This window comes from Nesterenkonia sp. K-15-9-6 (assembly GCF_052656005.1).
The window spans coordinates 21,728-34,059 of the sequence record NZ_JBQYEY010000022.1 but is presented as its reverse complement, the minus strand read 5'-3'; the positions used below and the strand labels follow the sequence as shown (position 1 = coordinate 34,059).

At 70.6% G+C, this 12,332-nt stretch carries 7 protein-coding genes; 1 reads left to right on the top strand and 6 read right to left on the bottom strand.

Going from position 1 to position 12,332, the window contains the following annotated elements; translation table 11 throughout:
• Positions 1–98: 98 nt before the first annotated feature.
• From ftsY to SD455_RS12980, 3 genes are all read right to left on the bottom strand, one after another.
• Positions 99–1,316: a signal recognition particle-docking protein FtsY gene (ftsY, locus tag SD455_RS12990; RefSeq protein WP_445508352.1), complete on the bottom strand. Its 1,218-nt coding sequence runs from the start codon at positions 1,314–1,316 to the stop codon at positions 99–101.
• 81 nt (positions 1,317–1,397) lie between these two features.
• On the bottom strand, positions 1,398–2,636 hold the full coding sequence (gene wecC / locus SD455_RS12985; RefSeq protein WP_070160400.1) for a UDP-N-acetyl-D-mannosamine dehydrogenase: 1,239 nt from the start codon (positions 2,634–2,636) through the stop codon (positions 1,398–1,400).
• Positions 2,637–2,947: 311 nt separating this feature from the next.
• A complete protein-coding gene (locus SD455_RS12980) occupies positions 2,948–5,047 on the bottom strand; it encodes an acyltransferase family protein (protein WP_445508351.1) in 2,100 nt (699 codons plus the stop codon).
• A 281-nt stretch (positions 5,048–5,328) separates the two neighbouring features.
• On the opposite strand from SD455_RS12980, the gene SD455_RS12975 reads away from it, so the two are divergent.
• Entirely contained in the window at positions 5,329–7,503 is a 2,175-nt protein-coding gene (locus SD455_RS12975; RefSeq protein WP_445508350.1) for an acyltransferase family protein, read from the top strand.
• On the opposite strand, the gene SD455_RS12970 is transcribed toward SD455_RS12975, so the two are convergent.
• The 3 genes from SD455_RS12970 to SD455_RS12960 all read right to left on the bottom strand — a co-directional run bounded on the left by SD455_RS12970 (position 7,467) and on the right by SD455_RS12960 (position 12,295).
• Positions 7,467–9,017 (bottom strand): ATP-grasp fold amidoligase family protein, encoded by a 1,551-nt coding sequence (locus tag SD455_RS12970; protein WP_445508349.1) that lies wholly within the window; start codon positions 9,015–9,017, stop codon positions 7,467–7,469. The genes SD455_RS12975 and SD455_RS12970 overlap by 37 nt on opposite strands.
• Before the next feature lie 120 nt (positions 9,018–9,137).
• The gene (locus SD455_RS12965) at positions 9,138–11,927 is read right to left on the bottom strand and encodes a glycosyltransferase (RefSeq protein WP_445508348.1); all 2,790 of its coding nucleotides are present in this window, start codon (positions 11,925–11,927) and stop codon (positions 9,138–9,140) included.
• Entirely contained in the window at positions 11,924–12,295 is a 372-nt protein-coding gene (locus tag SD455_RS12960; RefSeq protein WP_070158633.1) for a hypothetical protein, read from the bottom strand. Before SD455_RS12960 ends, SD455_RS12965 begins: the two co-directional genes overlap by 4 nt.
• Positions 12,296–12,332 lie beyond the last annotated feature (37 nt).

The window sequence follows — 12,332 nt, the reverse complement described above, 5'->3', positions numbered from 1 at the left end:
TCTCAGGGATTCCGGGGCAGGAACGGGAGCTGACGCGCGGCAGCGGGCCGGATCGGAGGGACCGCTCGCACGCGGATCGAGGCAGGGAGGGAGGCTGCTCAGCGCTCCTCGAGCAGGGCGTCGACGAAGGTCTCCGCATCGAAGGGCGCCAGGTCGTCCGGCCCCTCGCCGAGGCCCACCAGCTTCACCGGCACGCCGAGCTGCCGCTGGATGGCCACGACGATGCCGCCGCGTGCGGTGCCGTCGAGCTTGGTGAGCACGATTCCGGAGACGTCGACGACCTCGGAGAAGACCTTGGCCTGGTTCAGCCCGTTCTGTCCGGTGGTCGCGTCCAGGACCAGCAGGACCTCGTCGACCTCGGACTGCTTCTCGATGACTCGCTTGACCTTGCCGAGCTCGTCCATGAGGTTCGCCTTGTTCTGGAGCCGGCCGGCGGTGTCGACCATGACGACGTCGACTTCGCCCTCGATGCCGGCTGCGACGGCGTCATAGGCCACTGAGGCGGGGTCGGTGCCCTCGTCGCGGGAGACTGTGGGCACGCCCACCCGGGAGCCCCAGGTGGTGAGCTGTTCGGCGGCGGCCGCCCGGAACGTGTCGGCCGCACCCAACAGGACGTCCTTGTCCTCCGCCACCAGGACGCGGGCCAGCTTGCCCACGGTGGTGGTCTTGCCGACGCCGTTGACGCCGACGACGAGCACCACCGCCGGGCGGCCGGCTGCGCGGACGTTCAGGCTGCGGTCCAGGGAAGGGTCAACCAGCGTGGTGAGCTCTTCACGCAGCAGCGCACGCACCCGGTCCGGGTCCCGCGATCCCTCGACCTTCACCCGCTCACGCAGACGATCCACCAGTTCCATGGTCGGCTCGGTGCCGAGGTCCGCCATCAGCAGCGTCTCCTCGATCTCGTCCCAGACGTCCTCGTCGATCTGGTCCGAGGAGAGCAGTGCCAGCAGCGACCGGCCGAAGACGTTGTTGGACTTCACCAGCCGGGCACGAAGACGGGCGAGCCGTCCGGCCACAGGCTCCGGCGTCTCGATCGTCGGGGCCGCCTCCTCGGCGACCTCCTCGGAGAGCTCGGGCTCGGCGACCGTCTCGGCCGTCGCCTCCGCGGTGGTCAGCGGGGCGGCGTCGGTGTCTTCGGCAACGGCGGTGCCGGCAGGGGCGTCAGGGCCGTCAGGCTCCGGGAGGTCGTCGGCGTCGCGGGTCTCGGGGAAGGTCCCCTCGGGCAGCCTGCGGCCGCCGGTGAGGAGGAACAGGCCGATGGTGCCGGCGAGGACCACTGCCAGAACGATGAAAAGGGTCAGAACGTCAAAATCCACCCGACCAGTGTGTCACAGTCCGTGACCCTGATCGGGTGGATTTCGCACGTGCCGCGGGCGCCTCGCGGGGGAGCCGGGGCGTCAGCGCCAGATGCCGCGGGAGTCGATCACCGTGTGCCCGGCCAGCCGGGCGGTGTCGATGGCCTTGAACTGGTCGTGATCGACCAGCAGCACGAGGATCTGTGCCGTCTGCAGGGCCTCGTCGATCCCGGCCAGCGTGACGTTTCCGGAACTGGCGAGCTGCGCGGGGAGCTGGTCGATGTGCGGCTCCACGGCCAGGATGCGGGCCTCCGGCGCCCGCTCGGCCAGCCGCTGGGCGATCGACAGCGACGGTGACTCCCGCAGGTCGTCGATGTTGGCCTTGAACGCCAGCCCCATCAGCGCCACCGTGGCCTCCCGCCCGTGGTGCTCCAGTGCCTGCTCGATGCGGCCGAGCACCCACTCAGGCTTGGCATCGTTGGTCTCCCGCGCGGTGCGGATCAGCCGTGAAGCGTCTGGGGCCGCGTCCACGATGAACCAGGGGTCCACCGCGATGCAGTGCCCCCCGACCCCCGGCCCCGGCTGCAGGATGTTGACACGCGGGTGGTGGTTGGCCAGGTCGATGAGCTCCCACACGTCGACGCCCAGCTGGTCGCAGATCACAGAGAGCTCGTTGGCGAAGGCGATGTTGACGTCGCGGAAGCTGTTCTCGGTCAGCTTGGCCATCTCCGCGGTCTTCGCGTCGGTGAGCAGGACCTCACCGGTGCAGAAGTTCTGGTACAGGATCTTCGCCGCCTCGGCAGCCGCCTGGGTCAGGCCGCCCACGATCCGATCGTTGGTGGCCATCTCCACCATGATCCGCCCAGGCAGCACCCGCTCCGGGCAGTGGGCCACGAGCAGGTCACCCGCTGCGAGGTCTGGGCGGGACTTCAGGATCCGCTCGGCCATGTGCTCGGTCGCCCCGGGGGGAGAGGTGGACTCCAGGATCACCAGCTCACCGCCGGTCAGCTTCGGCGCGATGCCGTCGGCGGCGGCCTCGATGTACGACAGGTCCGCCGAGTGGGAGTCGGTGAAGGGGGTGGGCACCGCCACGATGTAGGCGTCCGCCACCGGGGTCTCGGTGGAGGCTGAGAGCTTCCCGGCGGCCACCGCGCGCTCCACGACCTCCCTCAGGCCCGGCTCCACGAACGGCACTTCCCCGTTGTTGACCGCGTCGACATTGATCGGCGAGACATCCATCCCCACGACTCGCACCCCGCTGTCGGCCAGGATGGCCGCGGTGGGCAGACCGATGTAGCCCAGGCCGATCACACCGACGGTCGAGAACTCCCTCGAAACCACAAGAACTCTTTTCCTCGAAGAACAAAAAGTACGCACGCCGGCCCCGCACAGGAGCGAGGCCGTCCGGACAGGGGACCCGCCGACACTGACGCGCAGAGCACAGCAACGCCCGCAAGCTTATATCACGGCTCGGTCACGAGAGGCCCTGCGGCCTCCGGGCTTCAGCGAGCCGCCCGGAGTTGCAGGTCAGCAGTGACTCTGGGGTGCGTCATCTCCGTGCGCATCGGGCGTCCGGAGCGCTCTACGGCGCTGGAAGCAGGCACTGGAAGGAGGCACAGGAACGAGCCACCGGAACGAGTCACCGGAACAGGTCACCGGAAAAGGTCAGGGACGTTGGCCTGCAGCTCGGCGTCCAGCAGGGGGGCGAGGGTCTCGACATAGGAGGTGCTCAGATGGGAGTCGTCATACCAGACCACGACGTTGCCGACGACGGCGTCGCAGGTTCCGTCGGGGCAGATGTGGTCCGTCAGGTCCACGGTGTGCACTCCGTCGGGGAGGTCGAGGTCATCGAGCGGGTCGGCGGCGGCGATCTGCGTGGGGTCGGCACCGCACTCGCCTGATTCCCGACCCTGGGCCAGGCAGTCGGCCACTGAGGCATCCGGGCGGGGCGTCCCACGCATCAGCAGAACCTCCGCACCGGTGCTGCGCAGCTCCCGCCAGCGCTGCGGGGCCCCGTCCTCGATCGACTCCGTGCTCCGGTTCATCACGGTGCCCGGGGTGACCACCAGGTCCGGGGCCCGCTCGGCGACCGCGTCGATCAGGTTCGCGTTCCACGCGGCGCAGGAGGAGGAGCCGGCGTTCTCCGTGGACTGCAGGCGGCACCCGGACTTGTCGGCGATGATCAGCTCCCAGTCGTAGGTGTCCGCCAGCATCATCCAGGCGTGCTGCCACTGGCCGGCGTGGGAGCCCCCGGTGAGCACGACGGTCGCAGTCGGCGACGCCGGCGGGTCGGGGTCCTCACAGATGAGCACCTCGGAGGCTTCCAGCCCCCCGCCCTGCGACTGGCGGCAGTCCCAGTCGTAGTACTGCGGGCGGTCCGCGGCGAGCACCTCGGCGGCGGGCACCGGGGCGACGTCGGGAGGGGCGGGGTCCGCACCCGGCGCCGTCGCCGCCGCTCCGGGATGCAGCGCACGGTCCACCCCGGCCATCGAGTACCCCTCCGGCAGGGTCACCGTGGTGCCGATCACTCCGATGGTGGTCGCCACCGCACCGATGGCCAGCGTGCCTGCGGCCGCCGTCAGCGGCACGCGGGGCGCCAGGGATGCGCGGGCGGCCGTCGGGCGTTCGATCCACCGGTGGGTGGCCCATCCGGCCAGGATGGAGACCACCAGGAGGCCGGCCCCGTCGAGGACGCCCAGTCCGTCCTGGTCGGTGAGCTCCAGATGGAAGATCAGCAGTGGCCAGTGCCACAGGTAGAGGCCGTAGGCGATGCTGCCCACCCAGGCCAGGGGTCGCGTGGAGAGGAGACGGGCCGCTGTTCCGGGAGGATCCTGAAGCCCTCCCTGCGGGCCGGCGGAGGCCAGCACCAGGGCCAGTCCCAGCAGGGGCCACAGCGCCCATGCTCCCGGGAACAGGGAAGCGCCGTCCAGGACGAAGCCGCAGGAGATGATGAGAGCCAGCCCGAGCCATCCCGCGACCCCGCGCACCGGACGGGGGAGGGTCAGACGGGCGCCGAGCAGCGCGAGGACACCCCCGAAGGCCAGCTCCCAGAGTCGTGTGCTGGTCATCAGGTACGCCGCCTCAGGGGCCTGCTGGCGCATCCACAGCGCCCAGGCGAAGGACGCACCCAGCACCAGCACCACGAACACCGCCATCACGTGCACCGCAGGTCGGCGCAGCGCCCGCGCCAGCAGCACGGCCAGCACCGCGAGCACCGGCCAGAGGAGGTAGAACTGCCCCTGGACCGACAACGACCAGAAATGCTGGAACGGACTGCTGGCGGGCCCGGCCGCCTCATAGGCCAGCTGAGAGGACACCAGCTCGATGTTCTCCCAGTACAGCAGTGAGGCCCGGGCCTCCGTGAGCAGCTGGTGGTGGCGGGTGGAGGGCAGGATCAGCAGGCCGGCCATCGTGGTGACCGCGATCGCGACGACGGCCGGGGGCAGGATGCGGCGGGCCAGACGCGCCAGATAGCGGCCCACATCGAGCACCCCGCCGCGGGATGCGGCCTCGCGGAGCAGCATCGCCGTGAAGAGGAACCCGGAGACGGCCAGGAAGATGTCGATGCCTCCGGAGACCCGCCCTGCTCCGAAGAGATGGAAGAGCACCACGCCGAGGATCGCCAGGCCCCGCACGCCGTGCAGCTCCGGGCGGAACCGGCTCGCCGGGACGCCGCGCGACAGCCGCTCCTGCGACGCTGACGACGACGACGGCGGGTCGGTCGGACGGGCTGAGGACTGCGGGGCAGACACAGGGGCGCTCCTGGAAGGGTCGGCGACGCACCACTCTAGTGCCCCGGCCCGGACACGGCGCCCAGCCCGCGGCGAGACGTGGATCACGGCCCGGACGCAGGGCTGGCGTAGAGGTTCGACGAGCACCCTGGGAGGTGGCCGGGAACTTGCTGGGAGTGTGGCCTGCCAGCGGGTCCGCGGGGCGGCTCATCGGTTACTGTTCACCAGGACGCAGCGCCGGTGGGTCCGTCGCCGCTGTCGCGTCCGCGCCGATCCGACCCCGAGACAGGACTGTAGAGCAGATGACCGTACCCTCCACGACGCGCCGTTCATCGGCCGACGCCGCAGGCTCGGCGCCGGAGCGCGCCGAGGACCAGCGTCGGCGCAGGGGGAGCCGCTTCCAGCCGGAGATCCAGGGGCTCCGGGCCCTGGCCGTGCTGCTCGTCGTGCTCTACCACTTCTGGCCCGAGCATCTGCCGGGCGGCTACGTGGGCGTGGACGTGTTCTTCGTGATCTCGGGCTATCTGATCACGGCACACCTCTTTAAGGAGGCGGCCCAGACCGGCACGGTGCGGCTGGGGAGGTTCTGGGCTCGCCGGATCCGTCGTTTGCTGCCCCTGAGCCTGCTGGTCCTGCTCGTCACCGCGGTCTCGGCGGTGCTGGTGCTGCCGTCGACGGCCTGGCAGTCCACGCTGCGGCAGATCGTCGCCTCGACCCTCTATGTGCAGAACTGGATCCTCGCCGCCGATTCGGTGGACTATTCCAAGCTCGACGAGCAGGCCACCGCTGTGCAGCATTTCTGGTCCCTTTCGGTGGAGGAGCAGTTCTACATCCTGTGGCCGCTGCTGCTGGTGCTGGCACTGCTGGTCACCGGCGCCCGGGCGGCCCGGACGGCGCAGGCGGTGCGCACCACGTTCATCGTGGTGCTCGTGGCACTCGGGGCCGCGTCCTTCGGGTTCTCGGTCTGGTACACCGCCCATGAGCCGGCCCAGGCATACTTCGTGACCCCCACCCGCATCTGGGAGTTCACCCTCGGTGCGCTGCTGGCGCTGTGGATGGGCTCCAGCCAATTCACCGGACGAGCGGCCAATCTGGTCGGATGGGCCGGCCTGGGGATGATCCTGGCGTCGGCATGGCTCTACTCCGACGCCACCGCCTTCCCCGGTGGGGCGGCGCTGATGCCCACTCTGGGGGCCGTGCTGCTGATGATGTGCGGCGGGCGCGAAGCCGGCACGGGCGTGCATTGGTGGTTCTCCCTGCGCCCCGCTACGGCGATCGGCGACTGGTCCTACGCGATCTACCTGTGGCACTGGCCGATCGTGGTCTTCTCACCGTATCTGAGCGAGGAGGCGAAGCACTGGTACATCAAAGTGATGCTGATCCTCGGCGTCGTCGGCCTCTCCGCGGTGACCACGCGGTACGTGGAGGCGCCGCTGCGCCGTGCGCGGTTCCTGCTGCCGACCTGGCGCGCCGTGGTGGCGGCGGCGGCCGGGATGGTCCTGGTGATCTCCACCGCCCATGCGGCCGTGGCCGCCGTCGAGCGGGGCTTCGCCGACACAGAGCTCTCGGAGGACCACCCCTGTTACGGGTATCGGGCGCTGGCCAACCCCGACCAGTGCGGTGACCCGCTGGAAGGTGACCTGGGCCTTGCTCCCCATCCGGCCGAGGTCACGGCGCAGAACAACGAACCGATCTACCCGGACTGTCAGGCTGACACCGAGGAGGAGGGCGTCAAGGAGTGCTGGCTGGGCGCGGAGGAGACCGATGCCGACGGGACCGTCGCCGTGTTCGGTGACTCGCATGCCACCATGTGGCTGCCGGCGCTCGACGAGATCGCCCAGGAGCATGACAAACGTCTGCTGGTGCTCACCCGCTCCGCCTGCTCGCCGCGGGTCAGTGCGCTTGACGACGACTCCAACGCCTGCGTGAGGGCCAATGCCGAGATCATGGACCGGCTGGCCGAAGATGACGACGTCGAGACGGTGGTCGTCGCCGGCAGCCAGATCCACAGCAGCTTCTCCGGGCCCGATGACGACCTCGAGCTGCCCGAGACGGATCTGGAGCTCACCGACACGGCGCGAGCCATGTACGCGCCGATCGACGCCTGGCTCGAGGCCGGCAAGGAGGTGGCCGTCTTCGGCGAGGTGCCGCGGATGAACAAGGAGACCGAGGACGAGCAGACGCTGCCCGAATGCGTCGCGCTCCACGAGGAGGATCCGGCGGCGTGCCGGGACGAGGTCGACGACACGCACGTGGGCGACCGCTGGCTGACCCGGTCGGTCGAGGTGTTCGGCGACGAGGACAACTTCCACTTCATCCCCACCGAGGACATGCTCTGCGACGACGAGTTCTGCTACGCGGTGCTGGGCGGCGCCATCACCTTCCGCGACAACAGCCATGTCTCCGAGAACTTCGTGCGGTCAGCGACTGGCGAGATCGGTCAGCGGCTCGAGTCGGCGATCCTCAGCTCCACCTGATCCTCATCCGGGCCGCGGTCGTCCGGACGGGACTCTTCAGGGATCGACACCTCGGCAGTTGCACCCTCGGCGCCTGTCTGGTCGGCGCCTGTCTGGTCGGCGCCTGTCTGGTCGGCGCCTGTCTGGTCGGCGCCTGTCTGGTCGGCGCCATTCCCGTCCGTCCCCAGTCGGACCACGTCCTCCGGCGGGGTGTACCACTGCAACGGGTCCGCCTGGAGCCGCGGCCACCGGGAAGGACCTCCCTCCGTGCCTGCCGGCTCTCCGCCCCTCGGCTCCGGATACCACCACTGGTAGGGCTCAGAGCCGAACAGCGTCCCGCTGGGCCGCCCCCGCGCCAGGTCTCGGGCCAGCCTCAGGTCGGCGCGCATCCACGCGGCGCCCAATCGCAGGTCGTGGTTCAGCCGGTACTCCTGGACGCCTCCGGGCATCGGCGTGAGCTCCCCGAGCACCGGGCCGTCAGGGGTCGAGTAGAGGTCGACACGGACGAAAGGGAGCCCCACGGCGATGGAGAGGCGGCGAGCGGCCTCCATGAGATCCTCCCACCCCTCCGGCGCGGTGATCTCCGGGTCCTCCGGCCTGCCGGGCAGCACCTCGCCCAGCGGGCGCGCCTCGGCGTCGAAGTAGCGCCGGGTGAAGCGGCTCCGGTTCATGACCTTCACCCCGTGGGTGCGCATCACCAGCACCTGCATGATCTCGCCATAGGCGGTGTAGACCTTGATGTCCTCCGGGAGGCGGACCTCGGCTCCCTGGGGCGGGCCGACCAGCGCCAGATCGGCGGATCCCTGACCGGCGGCCCCGTGATCCGCGCCCGCCCGGGAGTCCGTCGTCGCGAAGGGCTGCGCGAAGGGCTCCGCGAAGGGCTCCAGGAAGGACTCCAGGAAGAACGGCCCTCGAGCTCGCTCGAGCCGGCTCAGCAGTCGATCGCCGGGTCGCCCGTCGACGAGCGTGTCGCGTCCGGTGAGCGTCTGCCAGCCTTCGGCGGTGCGACGCAGCGGCACGACTCCGAGACCGCTGTGGCCGCCGTCGGCCTTGAGCACCACCCGGTCTGCGGGCAGGTCGTCGGGGATCCGGATGTCCTCGGTGCGTGACCACACCTGGTGGATCCTCGGCACGGCGATTCCGTGGCTCTGTGCCAGAGCGTAGCTGCGGAGCTTGTAGGGCAGCTGCAGCGCCGGAGTGGTCGCCTGCCAGCCGCTGAGCTTCGCCGCGTTGACCGCCGCCATGTGGGAGGACAGCTTCCCCTTGAAGGAGGAGCGGCGGAATCGGGCATGCTCCGCCTCAGCGGCCTCCGCGCGGAGGATGGCCTCCTGAAGATCATCGGAGAGCCTCGTGATCTCCTCCTCGCGACGACGGAGCTCATCGCGGCCGGAGCTGCGCGCCTCCCGCAGCAGACGCCGCACCCTCTCGCGGGAGGCCTCGAGGTGAGCCACCCTGGTCTCCAATTGGAGAATCTTCCTGTCCCGCCAGGCGATGCCCGGCAGGCGGCGACGCACTGCGGCCGGGATGCGGACCATGCGGCTCCCTTCTGCGGCTGATCAGGGGCGACGAGCGTGTCCCAGGGTCTGGCTCATCGCCTCCAACCTACTGCTCCGAGCCTGATCGGGGAAGGTCCCGGCCGGGTGCAGGTGGCGTGCTCAGCCTGCCCCGGTCCTCTCGCCGGCACGACGACGGCGCGACGATTCGCGCCGTCGCGCCAGGTCCAGGTCGTCCCAGAACTCCAGCGCCGCCGGGTCCGTCCACTCATGATCCCCGTAGCAGGCCAGCAACTCCGCGAGGTTCTCAGCGGCGTCGAACCACTCCTCGGGCCGGACCCTCTTCAGCTTCGGCAGGTGCCAGGAGACGAGGAACCTCTCGAGCCGGTCGCGCCGGTAGGCCTCCAGGAGCCCCACTTCCTGAAGCCATCGGGCGCGGGAGGAGTCCAGCGGGAGGTACTTCTTGAAGTACCCCGGATTGAGCGTGTTGATGGTGGAGCTGCTCACTGCCATGTAGTACGTGTGCACTCCGACGTCGAGGGTCCGGATCCGTCGGGCATAGTGGAGCATCTGCTGGAAGAAGTAGGAGTCCTGTCCCACCGCGCCCAACGGCTGGCTGATGCCCAGAGACTTCAGCCACCCCGTGCGGGCCACGACCGTCTGGATGCCCAACGGCCGGAACCGCAGCGCCTCCAGGGCACGGTCCGGGACCACGAGGGTGCCGTCCGGCTCAGCATGGTCGGCGAAGGTCTCCTCAAGGATGCCGGCGTAGGGCAGACGGGTGTGGTGCCGGGCCCACTGCGACATGTTGCCCAGCACGAAGTCGACGTCCTCGTGGGCGCGGAGATCCTCCAGCAGCTGCGCGTAGCCGTCCTCGATCGCCTCGTTGTCCGGGTCCAGGTAGGTCACGAACGGGGTCTGGGCCAGGTCCAGTCCGGTGTTGCGCGGCCGGGAGGCCGAGCCGGAGCCTCCCCCGCCGTGGTGGAAGGACGTCACATTGGGGTGCTCCGCGGCCAGCTCCTCGACCGTGTCCACCGTCGAGGGGTCGGTGGAACCGTCGCTGATGAGCAGGACGTGCATCGTCTCGAAGATCGACGAGCGCCGCAGCGAGGCGAAGGCCTTGTGCCGCAGATGGTCGCCGTTGTCGTAGACGGGCACGATGACGGAGAGCTGCAGCCCCTCCCTCTCTGCGGTGGCGGCGACCTCGCGCCGCACGGTCTCCAGGTCGTCTCCGTCGGCGAGCCCGGAAGGGGTCCGGGGGCCCGGCACGGCTCCGCCGTCGGACGTCACCACGGTGTGCCCCCGGCGAGGCCGGTGTCCCAGATGATCGGACAGATGCACGCGCTGGAGCGACGCGATCAGCGTCTCCGGCGAGAGCGACGCGTCAGCCGGGGGCTGGAACCAGGCCGAGAGCGCCAGCTCGGTCAGCGGCCGGCCCGACGGCGGGACCTCCTCGGCCGCGAGGGCGCCCGCCCCATGATGCCGCTGGGCGTGCGGATCACCGGCGTCGGCGCGCCGGACGTCCATCTTGGCGGTCACCGGGCAGGACTGGTGCGCCAGCGCGGCCAGGTGGTCCTCCACATAGGTGGGAGCGTAGCTGTGAGCAGAGGAGACCGGCACCAGCACGTCGTAGTCGCCGTGGCGGCCCGTCAGCTCGTCCCACGTCACGGTCTCGACGGCCCCAGCCGTCTGCAGGCGCAGCTGCTCGGCCAGCACAGGGTCGGCGGCGTCGTCCCCCGAGGCGACCGCCAGCACGCGGTCCGGGGCTTCCGGCACGGAGATGCCCGCCATGCCCAGCGCGGTGCGCAGCACATCCACGGCATGATGCCGACGGAACGCGTGGCGGACGCCGTCGCCCTGGGCCCGCCGGAGCTCCTCGAGCTCAAGGGACTCCAGCCCCACCGCCACATCCTCGGCCGAGTTCGCGATGCGCACTTCCGGATAGTGCGAGTTCAGCCCCTGGTTGTAGGTGGAGAGCACCAGGGAGCCGGAGGCCAGCAGATCCAGGGTCCGGGGGGAGAAGAAGGTCTGAGAGCCGGCCACGGCCTGAGTGACGACGCCGACCGGGGAGAGCCGGTCGAGACCGGGCGCGTGGGAGATCGCCGACGGTGCGCAGTAGGGGCGGTGCCGGACGGGGAGAGTCTCCCGCCGTGCGCCCGGCCCGCGGACCTCCAGGCCCAGGAGCAGCGGCGACCCGGAGGAGACGATGCCGTCGTGGATCCACTGCAGACCGCGGCGGGCATCCGCATCCAGCGCTCCGGCGCGGCGGCGCTCCAGATGCGTCACCAGCCGATGCGTGTGCGTCCGGGACCCCAGCGGCGACCGGCGCAGCGGACTCACCGGCTGGACCACCGTGGCCACCGGCACTGAGCTCGGCACGCCACGGCGGTACTCCTCGGCGCCCTCCTCGGAGGTCGTGAGCACGACGTCGCAGCGTGCCGCGAGCTTCACCTCGGGGCGCCCAGGCTCCGGCAGCGTCGTGTCGCAGTAGATCAGCGGGATGGCCGCCTCCCGGGCGGCAGTGATCACCCGGCCGCGTGCCCGGGGGGCCTTCACGGTGCGGGGGGAGAGCAGCACCGCGTCGGCGGCGGACAGCGTCGACTCCCAGTCGTCCGGGTCGATCAGCCGGAGATCGGCGGCACCGGCCAGGACCTCCATCAGGTCAGGATCGCCCAGCACCGCCACGGTCTTCGGAAGCGCCGGACGCGAGACTCCCGCCTCGAGCGGCGGCAGCGCCTCCAGGGCGGGCATCAGCTGGTCCAGGAACGCCTCGGCCCCGGCCCGCCCGCCCCAGAAGGGAGAGGAGTCACGGACACCGAGCGACTGCAGGGCCCCGGGCTCCAGCAGCTGGCGCAACGGATCGCGGGACGCCACGAGGCCGACGATCCGCTCTCGAGCCTCATCCAGCTCCGACTGGCGGGCTGAGGGCCCCAGGAGTCGAGCCCGGCTCACCGGGAGATCCCCGCGCGCCGGGCGACCTTCCCCACCTGGCGGCGCACACGACGGGAAGCCGCCCGGACGGTCCGCTCCGGATCCTGGACGGCGGACTCCAGCCGTCGCCGCATCCTGCTGGCCGGAGATTCGTCAGGGGAGCTGCCCGTCACCGGGGGAGTCGGAGCCTGTCGGCGGGCCGCCACGCGGTGCTCCAGCTTGGCCACCCGGGAGCGCAGCTCGGCGATGTCGGCCTCCTGGGTGCGTTCCAGCTGGTCGTAGGCCCAGCGGAGTTCGGCCAGGAGGGCCTCCTGCTGCCCGAGCAGTGCGACGATGACGTCACGCGCGTCCTCCGACAGGGGCTGCTCGGTCGCGGCTTCTGCACTCATGCGTGTCCTCGGTACTCCTTGTCATGGGGCGGGCCGC